At 44.7% G+C, this 26,792-nt stretch carries 25 protein-coding genes; 9 read left to right on the top strand and 16 right to left on the bottom strand.

Translation table 11 applies throughout. The features are described 5' to 3' along the window. The first annotated feature begins 81 nt into the window (after positions 1-81). On the top strand, positions 82-615 hold the full coding sequence (locus DVO77_RS07275) for a methyltransferase family protein (RefSeq protein ID WP_119977864.1): 534 nt from the start codon (positions 82-84) through the stop codon (positions 613-615). A 40-nt stretch (positions 616-655) separates the two neighbouring features. On the opposite strand, the gene DVO77_RS07270 is transcribed toward DVO77_RS07275, so the two are convergent. The 6 genes from DVO77_RS07270 to rdgC all read right to left on the bottom strand — a co-directional run bounded on the left by DVO77_RS07270 (position 656) and on the right by rdgC (position 9,044). Continuing rightward, positions 656-1,042 carry a DUF3192 domain-containing protein gene (locus tag DVO77_RS07270; protein ID WP_110458507.1) on the bottom strand — a complete coding sequence of 129 codons (387 nt, stop codon included), beginning with the start codon at positions 1,040-1,042 and terminating at the stop codon, positions 656-658. Positions 1,043-1,182: 140 nt separating this feature from the next. Next, positions 1,183-1,950, bottom strand: a complete 768-nt coding sequence (gene xni / locus DVO77_RS07265) for a flap endonuclease Xni (protein WP_119977863.1) — start codon at positions 1,948-1,950, stop codon at positions 1,183-1,185. Between the two features lie 65 nt (positions 1,951-2,015). Further along, on the bottom strand, positions 2,016-3,368 hold the full coding sequence (gene ppnN / locus DVO77_RS07260) for a nucleotide 5'-monophosphate nucleosidase PpnN (protein ID WP_110458509.1): 1,353 nt from the start codon (positions 3,366-3,368) through the stop codon (positions 2,016-2,018). A gap of 144 nt (positions 3,369-3,512) precedes the next feature. Continuing rightward, complete coding sequence (locus DVO77_RS07255) at positions 3,513-5,069, bottom strand: GGDEF domain-containing protein (protein WP_119977862.1); 1,557 nt, start codon at positions 5,067-5,069, stop codon at positions 3,513-3,515. A gap of 187 nt (positions 5,070-5,256) precedes the next feature. Continuing rightward, entirely contained in the window at positions 5,257-7,410 is a 2,154-nt protein-coding gene (locus DVO77_RS07250) for a tetratricopeptide repeat protein (protein ID WP_119977861.1), read from the bottom strand. A 722-nt stretch (positions 7,411-8,132) separates the two neighbouring features. Further along, entirely contained in the window at positions 8,133-9,044 is a 912-nt protein-coding gene (gene rdgC, locus DVO77_RS07245; protein ID WP_110458676.1) for a recombination-associated protein RdgC, read from the bottom strand. A 302-nt stretch (positions 9,045-9,346) separates the two neighbouring features. Here rdgC and DVO77_RS07240 point away from each other — a divergent pair, with 302 nt between their 5' ends. Next, positions 9,347-10,297, top strand: a complete 951-nt coding sequence (locus tag DVO77_RS07240) for a porin (RefSeq protein WP_162924159.1) — start codon at positions 9,347-9,349, stop codon at positions 10,295-10,297. Positions 10,298-10,916: 619 nt separating this feature from the next. Here the strand turns inward: DVO77_RS07240 and DVO77_RS07230 are convergent. Continuing rightward, positions 10,917-11,195 (bottom strand): oxidative damage protection protein, encoded by a 279-nt coding sequence (locus DVO77_RS07230; RefSeq protein ID WP_119977858.1) that lies wholly within the window; start codon positions 11,193-11,195, stop codon positions 10,917-10,919. 2 nt (positions 11,196-11,197) lie between these two features. After that, a complete protein-coding gene (gene mutY / locus DVO77_RS07225) occupies positions 11,198-12,283 on the bottom strand; it encodes an A/G-specific adenine glycosylase (protein ID WP_119977857.1) in 1,086 nt (361 codons plus the stop codon). Between the two features lie 283 nt (positions 12,284-12,566). Here mutY and trmB point away from each other — a divergent pair, with 283 nt between their 5' ends. From trmB to DVO77_RS07200, 5 genes are all read left to right on the top strand, one after another. After that, positions 12,567-13,283 carry a tRNA (guanosine(46)-N7)-methyltransferase TrmB gene (trmB, locus tag DVO77_RS07220; protein ID WP_110458517.1) on the top strand — a complete coding sequence of 239 codons (717 nt, stop codon included), beginning with the start codon at positions 12,567-12,569 and terminating at the stop codon, positions 13,281-13,283. Positions 13,284-13,364: 81 nt separating this feature from the next. Continuing rightward, positions 13,365-13,688: a YggL family protein gene (locus tag DVO77_RS07215; protein WP_110458518.1), complete on the top strand. Its 324-nt coding sequence runs from the start codon at positions 13,365-13,367 to the stop codon at positions 13,686-13,688. Beyond that, positions 13,688-14,602, top strand: a complete 915-nt coding sequence (gene glsB / locus DVO77_RS07210; protein WP_119977856.1) for a glutaminase B — start codon at positions 13,688-13,690, stop codon at positions 14,600-14,602. The genes DVO77_RS07215 and glsB overlap by 1 nt, the downstream gene beginning before the upstream one ends. Positions 14,603-14,863: 261 nt before the next feature. After that, a complete protein-coding gene (locus DVO77_RS07205) occupies positions 14,864-15,688 on the top strand; it encodes a YggN family protein (protein ID WP_119977855.1) in 825 nt (274 codons plus the stop codon). Positions 15,689-16,031: 343 nt separating this feature from the next. Beyond that, on the top strand, positions 16,032-16,973 hold the full coding sequence (locus tag DVO77_RS07200) for a LysR family transcriptional regulator (RefSeq protein ID WP_110458521.1): 942 nt from the start codon (positions 16,032-16,034) through the stop codon (positions 16,971-16,973). Between the two features lie 496 nt (positions 16,974-17,469). Here DVO77_RS07200 and DVO77_RS07195 read toward each other — a convergent pair whose 3' ends face one another. The 8 genes from DVO77_RS07195 to DVO77_RS07160 form a co-directional block, all read right to left on the bottom strand. Next, positions 17,470-19,311 carry a DUF885 domain-containing protein gene (locus tag DVO77_RS07195; protein WP_119977854.1) on the bottom strand — a complete coding sequence of 614 codons (1,842 nt, stop codon included), beginning with the start codon at positions 19,309-19,311 and terminating at the stop codon, positions 17,470-17,472. Positions 19,312-19,480: 169 nt separating this feature from the next. After that, complete coding sequence (gene hemW / locus DVO77_RS07190; RefSeq protein WP_119977853.1) at positions 19,481-20,620, bottom strand: radical SAM family heme chaperone HemW; 1,140 nt, start codon at positions 20,618-20,620, stop codon at positions 19,481-19,483. Beyond that, a complete protein-coding gene (gene rdgB / locus DVO77_RS07185; protein WP_119977852.1) occupies positions 20,620-21,222 on the bottom strand; it encodes an RdgB/HAM1 family non-canonical purine NTP pyrophosphatase in 603 nt (200 codons plus the stop codon). Before rdgB ends, hemW begins: the two co-directional genes overlap by 1 nt. 167 nt (positions 21,223-21,389) lie before the next feature. After that, complete coding sequence (locus DVO77_RS07180; protein ID WP_110458525.1) at positions 21,390-21,824, bottom strand: DUF4426 domain-containing protein; 435 nt, start codon at positions 21,822-21,824, stop codon at positions 21,390-21,392. A gap of 125 nt (positions 21,825-21,949) precedes the next feature. Next, the gene (gene yggU, locus DVO77_RS07175) at positions 21,950-22,243 is read right to left on the bottom strand and encodes a DUF167 family protein YggU (protein WP_119977851.1); all 294 of its coding nucleotides are present in this window, start codon (positions 22,241-22,243) and stop codon (positions 21,950-21,952) included. After that, on the bottom strand, positions 22,243-22,791 hold the full coding sequence (locus tag DVO77_RS07170; RefSeq protein WP_110458527.1) for a YggT family protein: 549 nt from the start codon (positions 22,789-22,791) through the stop codon (positions 22,243-22,245). The genes yggU and DVO77_RS07170 overlap by 1 nt, the downstream gene beginning before the upstream one ends. Positions 22,792-22,818: 27 nt before the next feature. After that, positions 22,819-23,637 carry a pyrroline-5-carboxylate reductase gene (gene proC, locus DVO77_RS07165; RefSeq protein WP_110458528.1) on the bottom strand — a complete coding sequence of 273 codons (819 nt, stop codon included), beginning with the start codon at positions 23,635-23,637 and terminating at the stop codon, positions 22,819-22,821. A gap of 243 nt (positions 23,638-23,880) precedes the next feature. Continuing rightward, a complete protein-coding gene (locus tag DVO77_RS07160) occupies positions 23,881-24,576 on the bottom strand; it encodes a YggS family pyridoxal phosphate-dependent enzyme (protein WP_119977850.1) in 696 nt (231 codons plus the stop codon). A 35-nt stretch (positions 24,577-24,611) separates the two neighbouring features. Between DVO77_RS07160 and DVO77_RS07155 the strand changes: the two genes are divergently transcribed. After that, positions 24,612-25,649 carry a type IV pilus twitching motility protein PilT gene (locus DVO77_RS07155; RefSeq protein ID WP_110458530.1) on the top strand — a complete coding sequence of 346 codons (1,038 nt, stop codon included), beginning with the start codon at positions 24,612-24,614 and terminating at the stop codon, positions 25,647-25,649. Positions 25,650-25,663: 14 nt separating this feature from the next. Continuing rightward, positions 25,664-26,776, top strand: coding sequence for a PilT/PilU family type 4a pilus ATPase (locus DVO77_RS07150; RefSeq protein ID WP_119977849.1), 1,113 nt, complete (start codon positions 25,664-25,666; stop codon positions 26,774-26,776). The last annotated feature ends 16 nt before the right edge of the window (positions 26,777-26,792 follow it).

The raw sequence follows: 26,792 nt of genomic DNA, 5'->3' as shown, positions 1-26,792 counted from the left end.
AAAGGCAATGAGCAAATAGAATGAAAGCCGAGCGTACCCTTGCTCGGCTTTTTGTTATCCAAGATAACAGCGGGGGTGTCCATGACAGTTAAAAATAACGATGTAGATACTGACAATAAACAGCGAGTTAATATCCTTGCTGACAAACAAGACCCTGACAATCAAGGCGCTAAGGTGAGGTTTCCACCACCGCTCGTCTTTATCATTATGATGGTGTTAGCCTATGTGGCCGAGCAGTATTATCCTTCGGGTATTGCATTGCCCCAAGTTCTAAAGGTGCTGGCGCAGGTGCTGATGTTGCTTGGCTTATTGATGCTTGTGCATTTGCTATTGATTTTTAAGCGAAAACACACCTCTATAGAACCTTGGGGGCCAGCCTCATGCATCATCACCACTGGCTACTATCGCTACTCGCGTAATCCGATTTATATGATTTTTTGTATTTACCCCCTCGGGCTGGGAACGATACTGGACTCGTTATGGGTGATGCTAAGTGTGATCCCGAGCTGTGTGGGGGTGTATTATATTGCTATTAAGGCTGAGGAGCATTATCTACGGGCACGCTTTCCCAAGGTCTATGACGAGTATTGTCAGCGTGTTAGGCGCTGGTGTTAGCGCTGCCTCCTGCTGTCTAGCCAGCGCGATTTTGTGCGTATTAACCGCCGATATTAGTGGTTAAATATTGCTGATAAGTATCTTGGCCCCATGCGATAAGTTTATTGTTTTTAAACAGCAGTGGGGTGCATTCATCTCGGGTGGTTTCACCGTCAGACTTAGTGTGATGAGTACGGTAAAATAACACTTGCAGCGAGTCCTGCTTGACAGTTTTTGCCTCTGAAAAATCGGCTTTACCTAGTACCAATGTGACCGTATCTAAGGGTTGGCCTAGGGTTAACTCACTGAGTTTTGCTTTATTGTATGCCTCTCTGTCTTGCCAATCCATATCCTCTGGGCTTGGTTCATAAACCAACACCACTACAAGTACAAAAGCGACGTAAGCCGCAAACAGAGTACCAATAATAACGGGGACTTTTGATTTCATGCCTGTACAGGTTCCTTATATTGGGCGGTGATCACAGTATCGCCTAAGTAGTTAACATAACCTTTACAATATAAGGCAGATGAAATGATGAAGATAGCGTTAGCTTAGTAAATATGTTGATTTATTCAGTAAGCCAATGTTTACGTGCCATTTGACTGTGTGACCCTAAAATAGGCTAAATGAGTATTGAGTGGCATGTTTGTTTGAAGTTGGACTAATTTATAGCTAAGTCTGGCAAGTGGTTTTCCTTGCTCAAGTTTTTTTGCCTGTTTAGCCCCTACATTGTCTAGAGAAGCATAGATATTGGCTAAGGTTATATAGGTTTTTAATAGTTCTGAAGCCGATTTAGGACCAATGCCTGGCACGCCAGGGATCTTGTTACCGTTATCACCAGCTAGCGCTAAAAAGTCGATAAATTGACTGCGATCGACTCCCAGCTTTTGCTCGCGCTCTGCGATACTGATTTCACACTGATTAAAGTAGTCCCACAGTAAAATATTGGGGTGCAGTAATTGCGTGAAGCCTTTATCGGTGGAGACGATAATGGCCCTATGTGCTTGACTCATTTTAGTGGCGAGTGTGGCTATGACATCATCGGCTTCCGCTTGCGCGTTGATAGAGTTTATTCCGAGCTCTGCCAAGTGGCCTTTAATGCCCTCTAATGCCTTTGCTAGCGCATCAGGCATAGGCTTTCGGCCTTTTTTATAATCTTCATATAAACGTTTGCGCCAAGAAATGGCATCACCGTCCCATACAATAGCAACATGGGATGGGGTGTGGGTTTTGAGTAGTTTTAAGCAGGCGGATCCGACACGTTGGGGTAAGCCATTAACATCGTTTTCATTAGGTTGTGCGGCATGGATGCGCCGCACCAGATTCAGTCCATCGATGATTAAAAACGTATTCATAAAATGTATCGGGTCTCTGGTTTAGCTGATAATAAAACTACCTATTTAAGGTAAGTCGTTATGGATTAGGTGACTATTTTATAGCAAGGAAGATAGGTGCTTCCGGGTAATTTCATGCGTTGCTGGGCGACAAAGGCTTGCAATAATGTATCCATTATCGCCATGAGTTTGGGGTCGCCTTTAAGCTCAAATGGACCAAACTTTTGAACATCTCTGATGGTATCCATCTTCACATTTCCTGCTACGATTCCAGAAAATGCACGCCTTAAGTTGGCGGCAAGCTCTGCTTTATTATTAATAAAATAAAGGTTTAAGTTACTCATTACTTCGTGGGTTGGAGTAAAAGGTAATTGAAATTCGGGTTCAATTTTTAGTGACCAATTATACTGGTAAGAGTCGCCAATTTCTTTGCGGTAGTGCTTAATGTCATCCATGCCATGGCTCATAATGCGAGCAACATGCACGGGATCATCTATGATGATTTGGTACTTATTCTGTGCTTCTTGGCCTAATGTCGCGGCAATAAATTCATCAATTTTACGAAAATAGTCCTCACTCTCTTTTGGCCCAGTTAAAATGAGAGGGAAGGGTAATGGCTGATTTTCTTTATTGAGTAAAATACCCAGTAGATAGAGTAGCTCTTCGGCGGTTCCGGCACCGCCAGGGAAGATAATGATGCCATGGCCAAGGCGTACAAAAGCTTCTAGGCGCTTTTCGATATCAGGGAGAATGATGAGTTCATTCACAATTTGATTGGGAGGCTCGGCGGCGATGATGCTGGGTTCGGTTAAGCCTATGTATCTTGCATCGCGAACCCGTTGTTTGGCGTGACCTATCGCCGCGCCTTTCATGGGCCCTTCCATCGCGCCAGGGCCACAACCGGTACAAATATCGAGATTACGTAAACCTAACTGATAGCCGACTTCGCGGGTGTATTGGTATTCATCTGCATTAATACTATGGCCACCCCAACACACGACAATATTGGGCTCGCGGCGAGGAATGGCTTGAGCATTACGTAAAATATCAAATACTACATTAGTGATGTGGCTCGAATTCGTGAGGTTGATATGCTTGAGGTTGTCGTAGCGGTCACTTAAATAGACGATATCGCGTAAGACGGCGAACAAGTGTTCTTGAATGCCCGCAATAATATTACCATCGACAAAAGCCGCTTCTGGCGGATTGATTAATTCTATCTTTATGCCCCGCTCACGGCGGAGCACATTGATATTAAAATCACGATACTGTTCAAACAGTTGTAAGGCATCATCGGTATGGGAACCTGAGGCGAGTACCGCGAGTGCGCAACTGCGAAATAATTGATACAGCTCACTGCTGGCGTTTTGTTTGAGGCGATCGACTTCCAGTTGTGAAAGTTGATCCATACTGCCTCTAGGGCTGATATTGACGATCATGGCATCTCCTTATGTACAGAGTGATGCATGAAGATGACAGGAGAAAGCCCGATGCTCACTATGGGGTTAAGTGATGAGGCCTTAGCGATATGACTATGTCAGGGGACTTTAGTCGATGGCTAAATCTTCGGTTTGTGCTTCGGGTTACGCGTCAATAATCACTCTGTCTCTGCTTTCGTGTTTAGCCTGGTAGAGGGCTGCATCGGCTCGCTCGAAAGTTTCATTTATCTGCTCAGTATCGAGAAGTTGTGCAGCACCTATAGACACTGTAACTGTAATTCTCTGATTTTTAAATTTAAAAGGAATATTTTTTACTTTTTCCCTTACACGATTGAGCAGATGTTTTATATCGGTAGCAGAGACATCGGGGATAAGTAGTACAAATTCTTCACCGCCGTAACGGGCTACAAATTCAGAATCCCTCAAGGAGTTTTTCAGCGCCATGGAGATCACCTGTAAGGTTTTATCGCCCGTGCTGTGACCAAAACTATCATTAATCGCTTTGAAGTGGTCGATATCAGCCACAGCCACCCATAATGGCTGTTTGTGACGTTGGTAATTGCGGTATTCGAGCTCCATACGCTCTTCAAGCGCCGCTCGATTAGGCAGTTGTGTTAAGGAGTCAAGCATAGTGAGCTTTTGTTGCTCAAATAGTCGTTCCTTGTAGACACTGGCTTCTTTACTTAGCTCATTAAGCTCATCACGCATGGTTTCGATGGATTTGCGTAGCAGGGCTTGTTCACGTTGCTCTAGTGCTTCTTTGCGGCCGAGGGCGGTGCGGATCGAAACCAGTTGTTCAGCCACCTGTGATTTGAGCTGGTCAATATCATTAATATCGATGACTGCTTCACCCACGTTATCCACCCGCGAATTAATTTCTCGATTAAGTTGCTGCTTGAGTTGGAAACTGCGTTGACTATTGTTATAGGAGTCTGTGACCACTTCTCGTACAGCCGATAGCGCATCGTTGAGTACATACAAAAATTCTTTTGAGGCACTTTTCTCTAGCGCAATATTTTCCAGCAATAGCGTTAATACGGTTTGATAGGCATCGATGAGGCCGTCAATATCAATCTCACCGGCTAAATAGTCTTTGATGACTAAAACTTGATCGCGCTGATCTTTGCGAAATTCGATTTCTGAGACCATCTGAGCCAATTCATGGGCGAGTTGGCGGTGTTTAGGTAACACAGAGAGGGGATCATCTTGGGCTAATTGTGCCTGTAAAATTGCATTATAAAAATTGACAAGACTTCTTACCTTAGGGAAGTAATCCCAGCAGGTGTAAAACGGTTTACCCAAATCTTGCTTAAAATAGGCGAGCTCTTTTGTGAGTTTGTCGGGTAATGAGTCAAATCGCTGTAGCTGGCGTACCACTTTAGTTAAGTTGGCGCGGCCATCTTCTAACTGCGCCATCATATAGTGATATTGCTGTTTAACTAAATGCTCAACTTCGACTAACTCAGGCAAGACCTCTTCGATATGTTCGATACTTGCCAGATTATGGCGCAATTTGGCTAACTTGTTATCGAGTTCGATACTTTGGCCTTTGCAGGCGAGACTGAGCTGGCTAATAAACTGCAGCAAAGCATGTTGGTTTTGGTTTTTTTGTTCGCTTAGCTCATTCAATGCGGTTTTAGCACTATGAAGCTTCTGCTGCAGAAGTGATAGTTGGGACACACTTGCCATGGAGTCTTTCATGCTAGACCTTATAATTGTAATTGAGCGTAATCATAATGGTAAAAATATCTTATGCAGCGCATCTAGCAATCGTTCAGTTGCATAGCACTTTAAAGCAAATTTCGATAACACTAATGGTATATCATTCATGAGCCTTAGCAAATGAACTTTGGACTAGAGATGCGTGCTTATCCGCAATTTTAACCTTTTAATCAATGGTTATATGATCACTTGGCCAACGAATAAGTGTTTTATCATCGTTGCATTCCACTTTAACCAAGCCGCGACTGATACCTTTTTCTAAGTGTGAGTAGAGCGGCGGAGAAAATATAGCAACAGGGGCAAAACTCAGCGGAATAATAGAGACAAAATAGTCTTTATTATGGCCAAGGCTTATTGCACCAGCCACCATCATCTGAAGCACGTTAAAATAGATATTAGGTTCGAGCTTAATATCGGGATCTTGTAATAGTGGCAAGCTTAATATGCCTAAATGTAACTGAGCATCATTAAGCTTTGGTTGGGTTTCAAGCACGCGGCGAATATCGCCTAATAGCATCATTGGTGCTATCGATTGCTTGAGGGTGATAGCCAGCACACCGGGGCGAATTAAATAGCTGTCGCATTCTAGCTGTAGATCTAATTGCGACATAAATTTCAGCATCACTTGCTGGTAGGCGTCTACCCCCCATTGGATGTCAATATTGTGTTTGTTAGTTAGCGAGATTAATCCCACCATGGCCAGTTTATCGGCTTGGCTTAGGGATTCAGTTAATCCACGGTAGCCATTAATTTCGCTGACGGGCTCATTAGTGAGTCGCTTTTTTAACGCCCCTTTTCGTAGGCTAATTTGTTGCTTACTGCGCCATTGATAAATACAGGTTAATAACAACATGGCTGCCAAGACTAGGCTAATCACTAATGCTGTTTTAAATTGAGCACTTTGTTGCTGCTGGATATTGCTCGTAGTTTTTAATTGACTCAATTGCAGCGCAAGCTTTTGTTCTGCCAGACTATTTTCGTTGGATTCAGGCTTTTCATTGGCTTGTTGATTAAGCTCATCGCTAAGATCGAGCAGTTGAGTCAACGCGTTGTGAGCTTTTTCTGTGTCACCAAGCGCTATAAAGGCCTGAGTACGATAGCGTAATGCCTCAACCATCTGCTCTAAGAGACTTTTTTCTTTAGCCAAAACAAAGGCCTTAGCGGCATAATTATTAACCATGTGCCAATCCTCAATACTGCTGGCAACTTGAGCGATAAGTAGGTCGTTGTATACCAAATAATGTTTGCTTTTTTTCTGTAAAAATAAGCTGTTGGCTTTTATTAAAAAGTCTAATGCTGTTTGGGCTTCATTGTTATTAAAATAGGCTTCACCTAAATTATGGAAGTTAAGCGCCTGCGCGGTGAGGTTACCGCTTTTAACATCAATTTGTTGCGCATTAAGATAATAATCGATGGCTTGATTCCATAATCCTTGCTCGGCATAAACAATTGCGATGGCAGTCATGCAACTGGATAAGTAATTATTGTTGTTGAGCGCTTTAAAACCGTCTGCCGCTTTGTGAGCATATTGTAGTGCTTCATCCCAAGATTGCAGTTCGCGATAAACCCGCGCTAGCCTAAGTGATAATATCGCATTCAAGAAGGGCTGGTTGATGTTTTCTGAGCGACGAATAGCCTGGGTGTAATGCTGTAATGCTTTGTTAAACTGTTCATTTTTAGTGTAAAACTTACCTAGTGCCGCTTCAGCGTTGGCGCTGAGATAGTCATTATTGAGCTGATAGGCTAGCTGTCGATATTGATTAAGGTGGAACTGAGCCTGAGCGGTGTGTAAGGTGATACGGTAGAGGTCGCCTAATTGATGATGAATATTGTGCCTAAGCAGCACAGTACGAACATCTTCAGAGTTATCCAGTTGATTAAGCGCTTGGGTGTAGAGTGCGATAGCTTGTTGGTAATCTTGCTTTTCTCTGCCAATTTTGCGTGCCTTTAGCATATATAATTTACTCATATCATAAGGCGTGTCGGCAATGGTTTCTAATGATGTAATAATGGCTGAGGCTTTGGATATGCTGGCGTTTTCCCCTAAGTCAGATTCAAGGTAAATGCGCGCCAGCCATTGCAGTTGCTCTTCTAACCCCTCAGCATCGAATCCATGCTCATGAGCTATTTGCCTAAATTCAGTGTCATTATTAAAGCTGAGATCAAAGTTGAGGGATTGCATCATCTCCTGAAAAAGCTGACTCGGCGTTTCTCTCAATTTAACCTCTTGCGACACGAGTTGAAGTTGACTATACGCAGCGGTCGCCACAGAGCAATACAAGAATGCAGGTACTAATAGACAGTAGAAAAAAGCGCGCATGGGTATCTCGCAACCACCTTATTAAGGGCTTGTTATGATTTTGGGGTTGTGTCCGTAACTCAATACTATTCTAGGTTTTAATCACGAACCTTATAAGGCAGCAATAATAACAGAAGCAGGCGTGTGAGAAACCAGCTATGCACTTGATTTTGATTTTAAATGTCTTTTTATTGCCCTCTCTTATGTTAAAGTCAAATGTCATTTCGACTTTAGTCTAACTCTGGCTTATCTCGGTTAAGCTTGAGGTGTGATGGGCGAAGCAATAACTGATGCGATCATCTTGACGGTTAACTTACCGCGAATAGGTAAAAATAAGTATCAAGGGTGATCGATAAGCTTAAGCCGTTAGGTTTTAATTCTCGCTTTAAATGCAGGGATAACCTGTTATCAAAGCCTGATCTGAAGAGATATCTTTATCCATTTTCATTACCTATGACGTCGGCGCTGTGTCACATGAGTTCAAGGTTAAGTATGGGCCGCGATTATGTTGTCTTGAGTAACGTCGCCAGCAAGCAGCAATCTAACGTTTTTAACATATCTGGTGTTAACGCTTAATGCGTGCGGATATGGTTGTCATATGAAACCCTATATGTGTCAAAATATTGGGGCAAGAGACCTAAGACAAAAAAGCCACCGCGGATTGCGGTGGCTGTTTATCAATTGCAGCTCAGTCAACCCGTAAAGGGGTTAAACCTTGCTCATTAATTGAGTGATTAAGTGCTTTACAGGCTATCTTCGAAACCGCCAAGCACTTCAACTAAGGCGTTCATCAAAGCAATTAATTCACTGCCCATTAGGGCAAAGTCTGCGTCCAGTCGTGCGATAGGATCTTCGGTGCCCACTTCGTCATTGCCTGCTCTAAACTCTTCAGAAAACTTAAGGCGTTTAATGCCAGCATCTGATTGCAGAACAAACGCGATGGATTGAGCAAAATGTAGTGCTAACTTATGTACTTGCTTACCCGTTTCGATATGGGCAAGGACCTCGTTTTCGGTCAGATCTTGCTGCTTGAAGCGTACAATACCACCTTCATCTGAGTCAGATTTGAGTTCGGCTTCATCTTGCATCTCAAACGGCGCTGGTGCGCTATTGGCTTTTAACCAATCGGTTAACTGAGTTTCGATAGGCGTTTTAAAGCTCAATGGAATAACAGGTAGCGAGCCTAATGCCTTTCGCAGTAGCGCGAGTAACTCTTCAGCCTTAGCGGCGCTTGAGCTGTCGACTAAAATCATATCGATTTCGGGCAAGATCAACGCATGAGTCTGGCTACGACGAGAAAAAGCGCGTGGTAACAAGGTCGTGGTGATCTCATCTTTTAATGCATCTTTCTCTTTTTTCGCCAGTTTACGATTTTCAGCATCTTCAATTTGCGTCACTTTTTCATCAAGTGCTTCTTTAATCACTTGTGAGGGAAGAATTTTCTCCTCTTTGGTGACACAAATAAGGTGTCTGTCACCTGCGCTATGGACTAAGGTGTGCCCGAGTTTGCCTAATGCTTTTGAAAAGCCAAACTTGCTGATGTCCTGACTTGAGCAGGGAGAAAAGGTAAAGTCTTCAAGTGACTTCTCTAGCGCTTCTGTATCGACAGAGAAAGGTTTATTAAAACGATAAACTGTAAGATTTTTAAACCACATGATAGGCGCCCAATCAAAAATAAAGCCGCAGTGTAAGCCATTGTCGACGTCGGGTAAACCGCTATCGCTTAGCGGCAAAATGTCATAAAAAGTTCGCTTTTAGCATAATTCATCAAACTGTCACATTACTTTTAGTCTTGCTCAAAGCCTTACTCTGTATGGCTTTGAGAGCCAATCTTATCGTCTTCATATGCTTAGTGCGATGGCAATGCCAAAACATGAAATAAAACTGCAACATAAAAATTGCACACTTTCGGCCGTCCAAACCAATAACCCAGACGAACATACGTCGAAAGGATTTAATGATGAACGTTTTTTGTAAAACTCTGCTTGCTTCTGCGTTAGCGACTGCCACTCTTGCATCTGCACAGGCGGCGGATCCATTGACTGTTTACGGAAAGTTAAATGTGACGGCTCAATCTAATGATGTCGATGGTGATGCAACAACGACGATTCAAAGTAACGCGTCACGCTTTGGTGTTAAAGGGGATTTTGAGTTAAGCCCATCGCTCGAAGCTTTCTATACTGTAGAATATGAAGTCGATACCGGTGACTCAGCCAAGGAAAACTTCAAGGCGCGCAATCAGTTTGTTGGCCTTAAAGGTAACTTCGGGGCTTTTTCTGTTGGCCGTAACGATACTATGCTTAAGGTGTCTCAGGGGAAGGTTGACCAGTTTAACGATCTCTCGGGTGATCTGAAAAACTTATTTAAAGGTGAAAACCGTATCGAGCAGACTGCGACTTATATTACGCCAGCCTTTAGCGGTTTTACCCTTGGGGTGACCTATGCCGCAGAAGGTGCGAGTTCACAATATGCTCAAGATGGATTTAGCGTTGCAGCCATGTATGGTGATGCTAAGTTGAAAAAATCGCCTATCTTCGCCTCGGTTGCCTATGATGCAGACGTAAAAGGCTACGGGGTGGTGCGCGCCACGGTGCAAGGTAAAATTGCCGATTTAGTGTTAGGTGGTATGTATCAGCAGCAAGAGGCGACTTACACTAAGTTGGGTGAAGCGGTTGTCGGCGCCGAGAGTAAAACGGGCTACTTGTTAAGTGCGGCTTACACCATAGAGGCTATCGTGCTGAAAGCGCAGTATCAAGATATGGAAGATCTGGGTGATTCATGGTCAGTGGGTGGTGATTACAAACTGGGTAAACCGACTAAGCTATTTGCTTTCTATACCAACCGTTCATTAGAAGCTGAAGTTAACGATGAAAAATACTTCGGTTTCGGTTTAGAGCATAAATTTTAATGTGACTCCATAGCCGGCTTTAATTGCCATTAACGCTTAGCCAAAAACCCTTAATGTCAGCATTAAGGGTTTTCTGTTTGATGGGTCTTGCACTGTTAGCCATTAAAGGCAGTCATATCTATGTTGATTCAGCTTGTATGGGGGCACTTAAATTAAGGTGATATTGTGGTGGCATAGGCAAGCTGCGCCTAGGGCCTGTTGATCTTTCAAGGTTGTTTTTGCGGTGAATTGTTGGGTATTTATACAAGGCAGAAGCTTTGTGGTGTAGTTATTCTACATAAAAAGCTGAGAACGCAGTAAAAATACCCAACAAACGCTGCCCGAAGGGGTCGGCTAAAAACGTTTTACTCTTTGTTAAGTGAATTTTGCTTAGATGACTAGGCTGCAATCCACTCGCCTCGATTAACACGTTTTTGTCTCGAACAACATTCAACCAGCAAAGATCAACAGGCCCTAGGATAAAGCAAATAGGCTGAATAGAGGTGGCTTGGCAGGTAGGGCTAACTTGCCATAAATGCAAACAGGCGCCATTAACTCATCGTTAAGTGGCGCCTATTTATTGCGAGGTTATGCGAGGAGGATTTACTGGTCGACCTTTTACTTGTCGTCCTTTTACTGATTACTGGTCATCCTTCTGGGGGACATAACCTTCAATTTCGACCTCTTTACCTTCAAATAAAAAGTTGACCATCTGTTCTTCGAGGAACTTACGGTCGTCAACATTCATCATGTTGAGCTTTTTCTCGTTGATAAGCATGGTTTGTTTTGCTTGCCAAAGTGTCCATGCCTCTTGACTAATATTGTCAAAAATACGTTTACCCAACTCTCCAGGGTAAAGTTGGAAGGCTAGGCCGTCAGCCTCTTTCTTTAGATATTGGCAATTCACTGTACGCGCCATGATTACTCCTTAATGACTACTGAACCTAGGCTGGCTAAAATACGCTCGGTTGCCGCAGCAAGGCCAACTTTCGGTGGATTGGTTATGTTATACCAGAGTGATGCATCATCTTCCATTACCAGATGGGCTTTTACTGCCACTTTATCTTGGCTGTCACTTTGGACTATGGTGCCCTCTATGGCGGTGATATCGAGATGGAAATGGCTAAAGGTGTGCCTAAAGCTGGTGAGCGGCTCAGCTAAGTGCAGCCTAATTGCCTGCTGCTGGGCATAGTTATCCAACTCGGCTCGAGAGGAAAATTGAGGGAAACACCAGAGCCCGCCCCAGATACCCGCCGGAGGACGTTTAATCATCATCACTTGCTTGTCATCACGGAGCACCAACATAAAGGCTTGTTTTTCTGGGATGCTTTTTTTAGGTTTTTTCCCTGGGAACTCGGTTTGGCGCCCCATTAACTGGGCTTTGCAATCGACAGCTACAGGGCACTGTTCGCACTTAGGTTTAGCGCGAGTACAGATGCTGGCACCAATATCCATCATCGCTTGATTGTATTGGGTAATGTGCTGTTTTGGAGTAAGGGCATCGGTAAGCTGCCATAGTTGCTCCTCAACCTGCTTTTTTCCTGGCCAGCCAGCGATGGCGCCGTGGCGCGCGAGCACTCTTTTTACATTGCCATCTAAAATCGGATGATGTTGACCAAGAGAGAGCGATAACACCGCCCCTGCTGTGGAGCGACCAATGCCAGGTAGGGCTAATACTTGTTCAAATTCGGTAGGAAACTCGCCGCCATGCTGGGTGACGATAAGCTGGGCACTTTTATGCAAGTTTCGGGCTCTGGCATAGTAGCCTAGGCCTGTCCAATGGTGCAGGACTTCATCTTGCTTGGCCAGTGCGAGCTCTTTTATGCTCGGAAACCGCTGCATAAAGGCTTCGAAATAGGGAATAACGGTTGCGACTTGCGTCTGCTGCAACATGATCTCTGACACCCATACTTTATAAGGGGTTTTATCTTGTTGCCAAGGAAGGTGCTTACGGCCGTGTTCGGCGTACCAGCTAACAATGCGCTGGTGAAATGGCTCTTTTTTCATGGCGCACAGTGTATAGAGCGTATCTTGGTTTCTCAACCTAAATAGGCGTTAACCTATAGCGTTGGTCGCATCTATGATGATTATTGGTATACTTTGGCGACAATAGGGCTTGCACTGCACCAGTAACTTTGCATAATGCCTTTCTTTTTATGATTTCCAAATATATTAGTATCAAGGTTAACTACAATCTTGCTGGTGAGGCGCCGTTATCGGCAGATAACCCTAATTTAAGCTACATCAGAGACTATATGGCCATCGCTGGCAGATTATTGAGGCTAAAACAATGAGTGACGTTACCACCGCTGAATTTAATGAAGAGGGTAAATACCTTCGTAAAGTAAGAAGCTTTGTATTACGAGAAGGGCGTTTAACAAAAGGTCAAGCGGTTGCAATGGAGCAACAATGGCCAGTGATGGGGCTAGATTACTCGCCACAGCCACTGGATTTAGCCGCCATATTTGGCCGTGAAGCAGATACCGTACTTGAGATAGGTTTCGGTATGGGTGCCTCGCTGGTTGAGATGGCTAAGGCCGCTCCTGAGCTGAACTTTATTGGTATCGAAGTGCATAAGCCTGGGGTTGGCGCATGTTTAGCCGATGCCGCCGAAGCGGGCGTGACCAATTTACGCGTGTTCCATCATGATGCGGTTGAAGTGCTCGAAAACAGTATCTTACCTGGCTCTCTTGCGCGGGTGCAGCTGTTTTTCCCCGATCCTTGGCACAAAAAACGTCATCACAAGCGTCGTATTGTGCAGCCTGAATTTGTGCAGACGATTCGTAACAGCCTTAAGATTGGTGGTGTGTTTCATTTGGCAACCGATTGGGAAAATTACAGCGAGCATATGCTTGAGGTAATGAGCGCGGCACCTGGTTATAAAAATCAGTCTGTTACCGGGGATTTTGTGCCACGACCAGAGCATCGTCCCTTAACTAAGTTTGAAGCCCGTGGTCATCGCCTCGGCCATGGCGTATGGGATCTAATGTTCGAACGCTGTGAATAAGATTTTAACATTGCCATGATAATCAAATGATTAATTTGGCAGTATTTGAGTAAGTATTGTTAGCAATTAACGGGGTAAAATATGGCAACACGTAGCCGTCGTCTTCGCAAAAAACTGCGTATTGATGAGTTTCAAGAGTTTGGATTTGATGTTAACTGGACATTTGACGATTCAGTGTCAGAGGAGCAGATCGACACTATAGTGGATCAGTTTATTGCCCAAGTGATAGAGGCGCGTAAGTTAGGCTTCCACGGTGGTGGACATAAAGAGTGGGAAGGTATTATTGCTACTCAGTCTATCGGTAAGTGCACCGAAGAAGACCGCGAAGCAGTCCGTGCGTTTTGGCAGCAACAACCGACAACCAAGGTTGAAGTTAGCGAGCTTTATGATATTTGGTGGAATTAATGCCCGAACAGGCATTATTAGAGCAGGTGGTGGCGCAAGTTCGCCCCCTGCTCGGCCAAGGCAAGGTCGCCGACTATATTCCTGCATTAGCTAATGTCGATCCCGGTAAGTTAGGCATTGCCGTCACCACCATTGATGGTACTACCATAGGCGCTGGTGATTATTTAGAGCCTTTTTCGATACAAAGTATCTCCAAAGTATTTAGCCTGACTGTGGCTCTCACCTTGTATGAAGAGCAAGACATTTGGTCTCGCGTAGGCAAAGAGCCGTCGGGACAATCATTTAATTCCCTAGTGCAAATTGAACTTGAACGTGGCGTGCCGCGTAATCCGTTTATTAATGCAGGCGCTCTAATTATTGCCGATCTGTTGCACACACGCCTTGGCGCACCTAAACAGCGTATGCTGGAAATTGTCAGAGCCCTTAGCGGTAACCCACATATAGTCTATGACAAGCAGGTGGCTGCATCAGAATATGATCACAGCGCCCGAAATGCGGCTATTGCCTACTTGATGAAATCTTTTGGTAATTTCAATAATGATGTCAATAGAGTCTTAAAAAACTATTTTCATTATTGTGCCATGCGCATGAGCTGCGCCGATCTGTCTAAGGCGATGCTTTACTTGGCGAATGGCGGCAAAAGTTTATCGGGCGAGGCGATTGTGTCACCTATTCAGACACGTAAACTCAATGCCTTATTGGCTACATCTGGCCTGTACGATGGTGCAGGGGAGTTTGCTTATCGCGTCGGCATGCCGGGTAAAAGTGGTGTTGGCGGAGGCATTATTGCCGTTATTCCAGGTGATATGAGCGTGTGTGTTTGGTCGCCTGAGTTAGATAAAAATGGTAATTCACTTGCTGGTACCGCAGCCCTTGAAATGCTATCTCAATCTCTGGGTCGCTCGATTTTCTAATCTTTTATGAGTTAGCAATAGCGACTAACTACTGGTCAAAATTGCTAACGCCTCGGTTAAACACCTGCACCTAAACTTGATAACTAATTGATAATATAGTGTATATGTGTTTTGGCATAAAATCTGTATTCATTTGGCTTAGTTAAAGTCAACTTATCGAGTGTTAACTATAGTGGTATCTCATGCCCAATATCTGATGATGACGACAGCGTGATACAGATAGCAATCGATATCGGCAATTTATGATTAAGGATTAATAATATGAATTACATCAATACCTCTTTGGGATTGTGTGCATTACTGGCTGTCAGCAGTAGTGTGCAGGCCAGCGAAAAAGATAATCATTTCTCTTTTAGCAATGATAATAGCCAGTGTGAAGTTAGCCTCAATTATGATGTGGCGGTAGAGCCTCAGAAACTGGTGATATCAGAGGCCGAAAAAGAGGTGTATCGCATCGAGGTCGGTAAATTGTATGTCGATGGCGTAGAGGTGCAACTCGATGCCAAACAACGAACCTTGATTAACCAATATGCCGATGAAGTGTCGAGACAGCTGCCAGAGGTTATCGATCTTGTTCATGATGCTGTTAGTATCGCATCAACAGCGGTCAGTATGGCATTAACCCCTTTACTTGGTGATGCGAGTGGCGCAAAAATTGATGAAATGATGACGGAGTTAAGTCAGCGAATTGATACTGTTGCTTATCAAAATGGTGATAAATTTTACCTAGGTGCTACAGAGTCTTCACTGGAAGAGACTTTCGGCCAAGAATTTGAGCAACAGATGGAGCAGTTAGTGCAAAGCTCTATTGGTAGCATGATGATGACGTTAGGTAGCGAGATGATGAAAGGTGATGGCGACTCGTTTGAGCAAAAAATGCAAGCGTTCGCCACCAAGATGGATAATGTCGGTAAAGATATCGAAGTGCAAATTGAGCAACAAAGTAATGATTTGCAGCAGCGTGCCGACAAACTGTGTGATGACTTTCAGCAGCTGGTTGCGCTGGAGTCGCAATTACGTCAACAAGTACCAGAGTTGACAGCTTATCCCCTAATGAATCCCCCTCAGAAACTATTGTTAGAATAACTGCGAACTGTTGCATCTTCTCTGGTAGGCCTTATATGGCTACATTTTCCCTACACTTGCCTTGGGTGTAGGGCTTTTTTGTTTGCATGTTGGTTATATTTCTTCATTTATCCACAGAATCAATGCTAATGCATGGCAGGAATTAGAATTAAAGCGTAAATTTTTGGTATACTTGCGAAAAATTATAACAATGCTGGCTAAATTTCGATGATGAAATGAGTAACAGTTTGACTCTACTGTTAAGTTATTTTTAATTATCACAGAGATAACCATAAACGGGTGGCTTATCACTATGGTTTACAACATATATTAATATGGTCGCAAACACCTTAAGGCTATTTAAATGTTAGAACTTTTAGAACCTATTGCAATTTTTACTCATGTTGCTCGTGCAGGTAGTTTTAGTTCCGCCGCGCGTAAATTGGGGATTTCTAAATCTAAAGTTAGCACCCAGGTTGCTGATTTAGAACATAAACTTGGTGTTCAGCTGATCCAGCGTACCACGCGTAGTTTGAGTCTAACCGAGGCCGGACAGTTACTCTATACCCAAGGTGAAGAGTTACTGAGAGATGCCGAGCAAGCGGTTGCGAGTGTACACAATCTTAATGATGCCACCCGCGGTGTACTTAAAGTGGGGATTTCACAGTCTTTTGGGACTATGCACCTTATCCCGGCATTACCTGATTTCATGGCTAAACATCCGGAGTTAGAATTACAGGTCAGCTTGTTAGACCATAAGGTGGATGTCGTCAGCGAAGGGTTAGATCTGCTATTAACTATGTCAGAGCAATTGCCGCTGGGTATGGTAGCAAGACCCTTAATGAAGTGTCAGTTTTTACTGCTGGCCTCGCCTGATTATGTTGAAAAGCACGGTTATCCTGAGCGTCCAGAGCAGTTAGTCGACCATAACTGTCTTGTGTATCAAGGAGAGTGGCATGAACACAGTGTTTGGCAGTTTAAGAAAGAAGATGATTATTGTGAGATAGGGGTCTCGGGTAATTTTAGGGTCGATAATGCACCAGCCCTAAAATCGGCTGCGATCAGTGGCTTAGGTGTGGTGTATCTTGCCAGTTATCTATTAGAAGATGAGGTAGCCAAAGGCACCTTGGTCCCTCTGTTGCCTGAATGGCAATTGACACACCATTTACCCCTGCAAGCTGTCTACCCTCGGCGTAAACATTTAGCACCTAAGGTAAGTGCATTTATTGACTTTATCAAGGGGCATATCGGTGCGTCACCTTATTGGGATAGGCCTTATGAGTCGCTATATGCAAAGCGAAAGTAATGCTGTAGATTCGTTATTGTTTTTGCAATGGTTCCTGTTTCTGCGGTGAGCTTGTGCAAGAGTAAACATTTAATTGAAAACATTGTTTTACTATTAGGATAATAAGCCTTTAGTGGGATGGTTTTGTATATTTTCGTTTTCATTCAGATAGTTAAATTAGCTTTCTAATTTGGTTTTAGTGCGTTTTTTAGCGGTGGCGAATGGTCAGCTATAATACACGTTGCACTACGTTCTTAATTTAATACAATGGTTGCAGTTGATTTGGGATGACCTGATCACGTTAAGTTGATTAAGAATGACCCCTCTTAATCGATTTTATGCAGGTTAGCATCACGCAGTCTTAAATTGACGCTAGCAACGCTTTAATAACTAAAACAATGCTAGCTTTAACCATCATCCTAGTTTTTGGTTTACCCCAGCAAGGCTTGCTGGGGTGATTTTTCTTTAACCATTGCCTTTATTCAGCGCAATACTCTTCCTAACGATACAGGCGTTATTAAGCATTATTAGCCCAGTCTATTATTTGTTCCTCAAGCACATCAAGAGGGAGCGGCCCATTTTTGAGTAGCAAGGTATGGAATGCTTTAATATCAAATTTATCCCCCATCACTTGTTTGGCCTTTTCTCTAATATCGATGATCTTTAACATGCCAATTTTATAGGCTGTAGCTTGGGAAGGCATAACAATGTGTCGCTCGACCATTTTGACGGCATCAGATTTGGCATTTGGTGTGTTGGCCATGTAATAGTTGATGGCCTGCTCGCGTGTCCAACGTTTGGCATGGATCCCCGTATCGACCACTAAACGACATGAGCGCCATAGCTCCATGGCCAAGCGCCCGAAGTCGGAATAGGGGTCACTATACAATCCCATCTCTTTAGGAAAGTATTCGCTATACAGTCCCCAGCCCTCGATGTAAGCGGTATAACCACCAAACTTTCTAAACTTAGGCACCCCTTGTAACTCTTGGGCGATAGCTATTTGCATGTGATGGCCTGGCGTTCCTTCATGATAGGCTAGCGCTTCCAGTTGGTATTTTGGCATAGCTTGCATATCGTACAGGTTGGCGTAGTAAGTACCGGGGCGACTGCCATCGGGTGAGGGTTGATTATAAAATGCTTTACCTGCAGACTTTTCCCTAAAAGCTTCGACGCGCTTAACGATCATTGCCGCTTTAGGTTTAACATTGAACACCTCATCGAGCCGGGCTGAGATATTATCAATTAAGCTGCTGGCTTGCTTCAGATAGGCTTTGCGGCCGCTCTCGGTGTCAGCATAATAAAATTGTTTGTCGCTGCGCATAAATTGGAAAAAGGCGTTTAAGTCACCCTCAAAGCCCACTTTTTCCATGATAGCGTGCATCTCTTGATGGATGCGCTCTACCTCTGTCAGCCCTAGCTGGTGGATGGTCTCTGCGCTCATTGCCGTGGTAGTTGTGCGGGCAAGGGCGTTGTTATAAAACGCTTCGCCGTGCTTAAATTTCCACACCCCATCTTTGTCATCTGCACGCTGCTCTAGTGTCGTAATATAAGCGATGAGTTTTTGGTATGCGGGCTTAACCTGGGTGGTAAGTGCTTTTTGGGCATCGTTTAATAGTGATTGTCGCTGCTTCGCGCTAAGCTCAAGTCTCTCGAGTTTACGCTTAAAATCGGCCCAGATGGCGCTATCTTTGGCTGTGTTAAATGGCGCGCCATCGATAATGTTGCGGCTATCAGAAAGGACATGTGCAAAGACAAATTTTGGCGCAATAATGCCTGCTTGAGCTCGCTCTTCGAGCGCTTGCTCTAATTGGGCAAAGTATTTGGGTACTGCATTTAGGCGGCTGATGTAGGCCTGCGCATCGGGAATCGATTGTATTTGGTGTTGGTTTATCAAGAAAGATGCGACCAGAGAGTGGCTGCCATACATCTGATTAACAGGGTAGTTGTACAAACGCCATTGGTGGTCGGCAATGCGCTGTTGCAGCTTTTGCGTTAATAGCTTGAAGCTCAGTTGAGTCTGTGTATCGAGCTCGCTGACTTTAAGCTGTTGCAGTTGTTGTAGGTGCTTTTGGTCACGCGCTAACTGGGCTTGTTCTGCCGACTTGCCCAGTTCATCCCATTTACCATAGTCGGTTTTTATGCCCAGTTCAGTTTGGCGTATGGGACTTGCCATCACATTTTCCATGAAAATGGCTTCAAATAGTTGATTGGCTTGCTGTGAATCACGGCTTTGTTTTGTAACGCCAATCCTCGAGGTTGCTGCCGGTTCGATGGAATTGTTGTGGGCGTTAGTGGTGCAGGGGAGCAGTGTTGATAGGGCTATCGCGACGACTGATATTGTTGTTTTTATAGTCATATTATGGCTTCCATTTAATAATGGCTGACATAATAAGCAAGGTGGCTGTAGATTTGTGAAGATAAATGTTAACAGATATTTCAACCAGTTCACAAGAAAGCAGCCTGCGAGATGTGCTCGCGGGCTGCAGGGACTTAATGGGGCACTTTTTAAAGTAGAAGTAAGACGGTTAATCGCAAAACTGTGCGAGTAGTTCGTTAACGAACATATTGCCCTTGGGGGTAAGCTGCCAATGCTCATCACCTATGACAACCAAGCCTTTTTGTTCACCTAGTAGCATCCCCTTATCGAGTACACTGCGATGTAACCCTGTGCGCTGCTCGAACTCTAGTTTAGGGATAGGTGACATCAGTCGTAACCTGTTCATTAGGTACTCTAGCGGGCGATCCTCATTGAGTACTTCACTTTTATCAAACAGGTGTTCTACTGCACTGAGATAGCCCTTAGGGTGCTTAATTTTCACCGTGCGCCAAATGCGTTGTTCGGCTTCGAGGGTTATCTTGCCATGGGCACCACAACCTATGCCTAGGTAATCACCAAACTGCCAATAGTTGAGGTTATGTTGGCATTGATAGCCGGGTTTGGCATAGGCGGAGATCTCATATTGCTCATAACCAAGCTGTGCCAGACGTTGTTGCCCCTGTTCATATATGTGCCATAGCGCCTCATCGTCGGGCAGTTGTGGCGGTTTAGAGTGGAACAAGGTGTTTGGTTCAATCGTTAATTGATACCAAGACAGGTGCGGAGGGTTAAGTGCCGCCGCGGTTTCGATATCGTGCATGGCTTCGGCAAAGCTTTGATTAGGTAGCCCATGCATTAAGTCTAAGTTAAAACTGTTGTAATTAGCCTGCTGGGCTTTTTTTGCCGCTACTTTAGCTTCATCTTTATCATGGATACGCCCTAATAGATTGAGCTTGTCGCTGGCAAAGCTCTGAACACCAATCGATAAGCGCGTAACGCCTGCTGCACGGTAGGCGGCAAAGTCATCGTGCTCTAAGGTGCCAGGGTTGGCTTCCATGGTGATTTCGATATTGTCTTTAAAGGCAATTTGTGCTTTTACACCTTCGAGTAGCCGTTGTATTTGGCTCGCATCAAACAGTGACGGCGTGCCGCCGCCAATAAAGATGGAGTGTAGCTTACGGCCTTGAACATATTGATGATCTTTGGCTAAGTCGACCAGCAGAGCATCAATATATTCCTGCTGGGGCAATTCACCATGTTGGCCATGGGAATTAAAATCGCAATAAGGGCATTTTTGGACACACCATGGGATGTGAATATAGAGGCTCAGCGGTGGCAGTAGTAACATTAGCCTAGTACGCCTTTGGCTTGTAATTCAGCAAGTAATAGTTGCATCGCCTTACCGCGGTGGCTTAAGGCATTTTTCTCTTCGCTGCTCATTTGTGCCGCGCTGCATTGATGATGCTCAGGGATAAATATCGGATCGTAACCATGGCCATTATCGCCTTTGGGCTCGAAAGCAATACTTCCTTCCCACGCCGCTTGGCAGATAATAGGGGTCGGATCATCTGCATGTCGCATATAGACCAAAATACATTGAAAACGCGCACTGCGCTGAGCGGAAGTCTCTTTTAATGCTGCTAGGAGTTTATTGTAATTATCGCTGTCACTGGCATTGTCACCGCCGTAGCGGGCCGAATAGATCCCAGGTGCGCCGCCAAGTACATCGACCTCTAGTCCTGAGTCATCGGCAATGGCCGCAAGCCCGGTAATTTTTGCGGCGTGACGCGCCTTGATGATGGCATTTTCAACAAAGGTGGTGCCCGTTTCTGGCACTTCTTCGACATTGAATTGGCTTTGGGGCAGTACTTCGATACCAAATTTACCTAAGATTTCTGCAAACTCTTTTAACTTACCTTTATTGCCGCTGGCTAACACTATTTTATTCATTTGGAGCACCAATGAGAGATGGAGATAACTGGCGGCAATGATACCCAAGCTAGGGCCGAAACGGTAGGGGGGAGTGCGTTTTACTTTGCTCTTTAACCGCGGCTAAAAAGCAAAGTGCTGTGTAGTCTGTGTAGGAGCTATCAAGCTGAAATTACTATGGTTTTGGCTTAATCGACGTAAAATTTCTGTTTAAAGGTGAGCTGAGTATTGAGCTTATTGCCGTATTTTATCGCCACCTGAAAATTGATCTCTTGGTCATCACGATAAGGTACCTCTGCGATGTAGTAGATGGCGTCGCCTTCGCGTATTTCGCGAAAGACTAGATCCTGACGAGCATCGAGCAGATTATTGGCAATGCCCGAAATCTCCACCGGGATCGCCGGATTTCCCTCTTTGCTGGTGTCCAACACCGAGATATTTATTAATCCTGTGTAGCTACTGCGTTTTATGCCATAGGTTTTAGCTATGGTTGGCGTGACAAAGGTGCTGCCTAAGGCAATATAATGAATATCGTAATGGCCCACGCTGTGTTTTTGCTCGGCGTTAGCGTGACTTGCTATACCAAGTGACAGCAGTAGTACGCAAAATAATGAACGAAACATGGTTATCTCCTAGAGACTCTATATGGGTATTAGTATAGCTTTTAATGCTTAACTTTGGTGGTTTTAAGCATTGCGATTTTAAGCTTAGCGATTGAATTTAGGCGGCCGATTGGCTATCGCTAAACTCAGGGCTCGAGTAGGTTAGCAATCTCATCAGGCAGTTGCTTGGGCGCCAATACCTTAACTTGCTTATGACGGCCCAATTCGCCTTTTTCGATAACAATATGGCTTTTAGGCACCTTAAACAGTTTGGCTAAATATTTGCTCAAATGAGCGTTGGCTTTGCCGTCGACAGGCGGAGCGGTGATCGCTACTTTTAGCTCCTCACCATGGGGGCCCACAATCTGGTCCCGGCTGGCTTTAGGTTGTATATAGAGCTTGAGCAGCAGATCACCTTGCACTTGTGTCACTGACGCCACTATACATTGGCCCAAAATGGCACGTATTGAGCGAGCAAAATATTGACAAAGTTAAGAATGATCATCATCACCAGTAACGATAAGTCTAACCCACCCATAGGCGGCAAAATACGGCGAATGGGCGACAATAGAGGCTCTGTTAGTTGTGCCATGACCATTTCTATAGGGTTATGGCCTTGGCTCACCCAGCTTAAAATCGCACGTAAAATTAACATCCAAAACAGCAATACCCCAGCTTCTTTAATCACTGAGACTACAGATATCAGTAAAATTGTCGGAATGCTAATAGCGGCGCCAGCGATTAAACTGAGTACGACAAACTTAGTCACAACCACTAACAAGGCAAGTACCACTGATGCGGTATCTAATGGCCCCATTGAGGGTAAAACTCGTCGCATTGGCGCGACAATAGGCTGGGTGGCTTTTACCACAAACTGGCTAAATGGATTGTAAAAATCGGCGCGAGCCAGCTGCAACCAGATGCGGATAATGACCACCATCAGGTACAGGTCGAAAACGGTACTGATTAAAAAGCTAAATGCGTTCATTGGATCTCTCTATTTAACGGTATTGAATTAAAATTGTTTAGCCATCTCTGCGGCGCGATCCATACAATCGTGCATTGCATTTCTGACGATGCCCCTTAAATTAGCCGCTTCAAATGCCGCTAATGCTTGCGCCGTAGTGCCGCCTTTAGAGGTGACATTTTCGCGTAACTGTCCGGCCGACAGTTGCGGATTTTGCTTAACCATTTGCGCGGCGCCAAGGGCGGCTTGCTGCACTAATTGACGAGCTAAATCTTCGTCAACGCCATCTTGCTTCGCGCTGTCAATCATAGCCTCCATCATCAGGAAAAAATAGGCGGGGGAACTGCCCGCTAATGCGATAACTTGATTAAGATCATCTTCTTTTGACACCCACACCGTTTCGCCGCCACTTTGCATGATTTGTTCGCACAGGGCTTTGTCTTGTGCTGACACCGACGGCTGGGCATACAGGCCAGTCATACCGTAGCCGATTTGCGTTGGCGTGTTTGGCATAGTGCGAATGAGCTTTATCGGCTGCTTAAAATAATCATGATAACGTGATGCCGCTACGCCCGCAGCTATGGTAATAATCAGTTTTTGTGATAAATCTAAGTCGCTTAATGCTTCGCATACTTGCTGCATTAGCTGAGGTTTTACCGCCAGAACGATAACATCGGCTTCAATAGCCGCTTGGCGATTGTCATGTGACACCTTGATACCGAGTTGCTGCGATAAGAGTTGCAGCTTAGCTTCACTGGGGTTGGTGGCGTGGATGAGTTCAGCCGGATAGCCACTGTTGACTAAACCGCTGGCGATGCTGCGCGTCATGTTACCGGCACCAATAAAGCATATTTTTTTCTGTATCATAAGGGTCTCTGTTGTTTTGCCTAAAACTGCTGTTAATAATATTAGGGCAAGTGCTGAAAAAACAAGGCTTGTCAATCTAATAGACTAGCCTGCTGATGGGGCAGCATGTAGATTAACGCTTTACACCAACCTAATTTTACGCTCTTTAGTGCATCGCTATGCTATTTTCGGGCCTATGCTTACAAATCAACTATTGCTAACCCATTACTCCTGATTTTAGGCGATTGCAAATGGCAATTAACGCTAGCTACGGGCACCGAAAATGGCGCTGCCAATACGCACTAGGGTCGATCCAGAAGCTATCGCCATCTCCAAATCGTTACTCATACCCATCGACAGAGTATCAAGCTGTGGATACTTGACTTGCAATGCTTGATATAGCCGCTGCATGTGTGACAACTCTTGCTGTTGGCGATGTTTATCATCGGTTGCTGTAGGAATTGCCATTAGTCCGCGTAAACATAAATGTGGTAATGAGTCGATCACATCTGCCAATGCCGTTATCTGCTCCTCATCAGGGGGAAGCCCAGATTTACTGGCTTCTTGGCTGATGTTAATTTGAATACACACATTGAGCGGTGCGCGCTGCGGCGGGCGCTGCTCATTTAGGCGCTGAGCTATCTTGACACGGTCTAGGGTGTGCATCCAATCAAAGTGCTCGGCAATCACTTTCGTTTTATTCGATTGCAGCGGGCCGATAAAATGCCAATCGATATCTGGGTAGTCAGCTTTTAGGGCAATAATCTTGGATTCACCCTCTTGGACATAGTTTTCACCAAAAAGACGTTGTCCGGCCTCATAAGCGGCTACTATCTGAGAAATTGGCTTAGTTTTACTCACTGCCAGTAACTTTATTTCGTCACTATGACGTGATGAATTTTGCGCCGCATGAGCGATTCTTTGGTGGGCTAGCGCCAGTCTGTCTGCTATTGTTGTCATGGTCTACGTTTTTGGTTGAATGGATATCCCAAACTATGGAAATCACAGAGTTACTTGCCTTTAGTGTAAAGCACAATGCATCGGATCTACACCTTTCTGCAGGTGTATCGCCAATGATACGTGTAGATGGTGAGGTCAGAAAGATTAATCTACCTGCTTTAGACCATCAAGGCGTGCATAGCCTTGTATATGACATCATGAACGATAAGCAGCGCAAAGATTACGAAGAACATCTTGAAATCGATTTCTCCTTTGAAGTACCTAATTTAGCCCGTTTTCGTGTTAACGCCTTCAACCAATCTCGCGGTGCTGCCGCGGTATTTCGTACCATTCCCAGTGAAATCTTAAGCCTAGAAAAGCTCGGTGCGCCTGAGATTTTTAAAAAAATTGCCAGTTACCCACGCGGCTTGGTTTTGGTGACAGGGCCTACCGGCTCGGGTAAGAGTACCACCTTGGCAGCAATGATCGATTATGTTAATGAAAACCGTCATGATCATATTTTGACCATTGAAGATCCTATCGAATTTGTCCATCAAAATAAGCAATGCTTGATTAACCAACGTGAAGTGCATCGTCACACCCACAGCTTTAATGCTGCTCTTAGAAGTGCGCTGCGTGAAGATCCTGATGTGATTTTGGTGGGCGAGATGCGCGATCTCGAAACCATACGTTTGGCGATGACGGCAGCAGAAACTGGTCACTTAGTCTTTGGCACCTTGCATACCACCTCAGCGGCGAAAACCATTGACCGTGTGGTCGATGTATTCCCCGAAGGCGAAAAAGGTATGGTCAGGACCATGTTATCTGAATCGCTGCAAGCGGTGATATCACAAACCCTGATTAAGAAAGTGGGCGGTGGTCGTGTGGCTGCTCATGAGATCATGATGGGGACACCGGCGATTCGTAACTTAATCCGTGAAGATAAAGTTGCCCAGATGTATTCAGCGATTCAAACGGGTATGGCTCATGGTATGCAAACCTTAGATCAGTGTTTACAAAACTTGGTCAATCGAGGCCTCATCACTCGTGAAGACGCCATGTCAAAGAGTTCCAATAAGAACGCTAGTTTCTAAGTTAAGGTTTTATTATGGAAGTTCGTCCTTTTTTGAAAGTCATGGTCGATCGCAAAGCGTCGGATCTGTTTATCACTGCGGGTTTTCCGCCCAGTGCCAAAATCGATGGGGAGGTCAGGCAACTGGCCGAAAATCCGTTTACACCGCAGCAATCGCTTGAGTTTGTCGAAGCGTTAATGACTGAAGCGCAGCGTAAAGAGTTTCATGAAAGTCGTGAATGTAACTTTGCCTTTGCGGCCAAGGATCTGGGGCGTTTTCGTGTCAGCGCCTTCTGGCAACGAGAATCTCCCGGTTGCGTTATGCGCCGCATCGAAACCAAGATCCCTGAAGTTGAAGAGTTAAAGTTACCGCCCATTTTAAAAGATTTGGTCATGAGTAAACGTGGTCTCATCATCATGGTGGGGGGCACAGGTACAGGTAAATCAACCTCTTTGGCTGCATTAGTGGGTTATCGTAATGCTAATGCCCGCGGGCATATTTTAACTATCGAAGACCCTGTCGAATTTGTACATGATCACCGTAAGAGCATTATTACCCAGCGCGAAGTGGGTATCGATACCGAATCGTTTGATGCCGCGCTTAAAAGTTCGTTACGTCAGGCACCCGATGTTATTTTGATTGGTGAGATCCGTAGTCAAGAAACCATGGAATTTGCCCTCTCCTTTGCCGAAACGGGCCACTTATGTATGGCGACGCTACACGCTAACAATGCCAACCAAGCGTTAGATCGTATTATGCACCTAGTCCCTCAGAGTAAGCATCAGCAGTTACTGTTTGATTTATCGCTTAACTTACGGGGTATTGTGGCGCAGCAACTGGTGCCAAAAAGTGATGGTAATGGACGCCGGGCCGCCATTGAAGTGCTGATTAACACTCCGCGTGTGGCCAGTTTGATTGCTAAAAACGAATTGCATGTTTTAAAAGAGACCATGGCCAAGTCTAATGAGCAGGGCATGCAAACATTCGATCAGGCGTTATTAAAGCTCTATGTTGAGGGCGAAATAAGCTATGCCGATGCACTGCATCATGCCGACTCCCCCAACGACTTGCGTTTAATGATCAAATTGCAAAGTAGTGATTCTACCAGCTCAGGTTTCATGGAAGGTGTGACCTTAGACTTAGATTAACGTCTTTCGCTAATAA

Origin of the sequence: Shewanella algidipiscicola (assembly GCF_003605125.1) — a bacterium.
Classification (GTDB): Bacteria; Pseudomonadota; Gammaproteobacteria; order Enterobacterales; family Shewanellaceae; genus Shewanella; species Shewanella algidipiscicola.
Note: the sequence above shows the minus strand (reverse complement) of the source record. Positions and strands in the feature narration are given on the sequence as shown.

Excerpts from the sequence above, each read along its gene's own strand:
- DVO77_RS07275 (WP_119977864.1), top strand. The coding sequence starts at position 82 with ATGACAGTTAAAAATAACGATGTAGATACTGACAATAAACAGCGAGTT.
- DVO77_RS07270 (WP_110458507.1), bottom strand. The coding sequence starts at position 1,042 with ATGAAATCAAAAGTCCCCGTTATTATTGGTACTCTGTTTGCGGCTTAC.
- xni (WP_119977863.1), bottom strand. The coding sequence starts at position 1,950 with ATGAATACGTTTTTAATCATCGATGGACTGAATCTGGTGCGGCGCATC.
- ppnN (WP_110458509.1), bottom strand. The coding sequence starts at position 3,368 with ATGATCGTCAATATCAGCCCTAGAGGCAGTATGGATCAACTTTCACAA.
- DVO77_RS07255 (WP_119977862.1), bottom strand. The coding sequence starts at position 5,069 with ATGAAAGACTCCATGGCAAGTGTGTCCCAACTATCACTTCTGCAGCAG.
- DVO77_RS07250 (WP_119977861.1), bottom strand. The coding sequence starts at position 7,410 with ATGCGCGCTTTTTTCTACTGTCTATTAGTACCTGCATTCTTGTATTGC.
- rdgC (WP_110458676.1), bottom strand. The coding sequence starts at position 9,044 with ATGTGGTTTAAAAATCTTACAGTTTATCGTTTTAATAAACCTTTCTCT.
- DVO77_RS07240 (WP_162924159.1), top strand. The coding sequence starts at position 9,347 with ATGATGAACGTTTTTTGTAAAACTCTGCTTGCTTCTGCGTTAGCGACT.
- DVO77_RS07230 (WP_119977858.1), bottom strand. The coding sequence starts at position 11,195 with ATGGCGCGTACAGTGAATTGCCAATATCTAAAGAAAGAGGCTGACGGC.
- mutY (WP_119977857.1), bottom strand. The coding sequence starts at position 12,283 with ATGAAAAAAGAGCCATTTCACCAGCGCATTGTTAGCTGGTACGCCGAA.
- trmB (WP_110458517.1), top strand. The coding sequence starts at position 12,567 with ATGAGTGACGTTACCACCGCTGAATTTAATGAAGAGGGTAAATACCTT.
- DVO77_RS07215 (WP_110458518.1), top strand. The coding sequence starts at position 13,365 with ATGGCAACACGTAGCCGTCGTCTTCGCAAAAAACTGCGTATTGATGAG.
- glsB (WP_119977856.1), top strand. The coding sequence starts at position 13,688 with ATGCCCGAACAGGCATTATTAGAGCAGGTGGTGGCGCAAGTTCGCCCC.
- DVO77_RS07205 (WP_119977855.1), top strand. The coding sequence starts at position 14,864 with ATGAATTACATCAATACCTCTTTGGGATTGTGTGCATTACTGGCTGTC.
- DVO77_RS07200 (WP_110458521.1), top strand. The coding sequence starts at position 16,032 with ATGTTAGAACTTTTAGAACCTATTGCAATTTTTACTCATGTTGCTCGT.
- DVO77_RS07195 (WP_119977854.1), bottom strand. The coding sequence starts at position 19,311 with ATGACTATAAAAACAACAATATCAGTCGTCGCGATAGCCCTATCAACA.
- hemW (WP_119977853.1), bottom strand. The coding sequence starts at position 20,620 with ATGTTACTACTGCCACCGCTGAGCCTCTATATTCACATCCCATGGTGT.
- rdgB (WP_119977852.1), bottom strand. The coding sequence starts at position 21,222 with ATGAATAAAATAGTGTTAGCCAGCGGCAATAAAGGTAAGTTAAAAGAG.
- DVO77_RS07180 (WP_110458525.1), bottom strand. The coding sequence starts at position 21,824 with ATGTTTCGTTCATTATTTTGCGTACTACTGCTGTCACTTGGTATAGCA.
- DVO77_RS07170 (WP_110458527.1), bottom strand. The coding sequence starts at position 22,791 with ATGAACGCATTTAGCTTTTTAATCAGTACCGTTTTCGACCTGTACCTG.
- proC (WP_110458528.1), bottom strand. The coding sequence starts at position 23,637 with ATGATACAGAAAAAAATATGCTTTATTGGTGCCGGTAACATGACGCGC.
- DVO77_RS07160 (WP_119977850.1), bottom strand. The coding sequence starts at position 24,576 with ATGACAACAATAGCAGACAGACTGGCGCTAGCCCACCAAAGAATCGCT.
- DVO77_RS07155 (WP_110458530.1), top strand. The coding sequence starts at position 24,612 with ATGGAAATCACAGAGTTACTTGCCTTTAGTGTAAAGCACAATGCATCG.
- DVO77_RS07150 (WP_119977849.1), top strand. The coding sequence starts at position 25,664 with ATGGAAGTTCGTCCTTTTTTGAAAGTCATGGTCGATCGCAAAGCGTCG.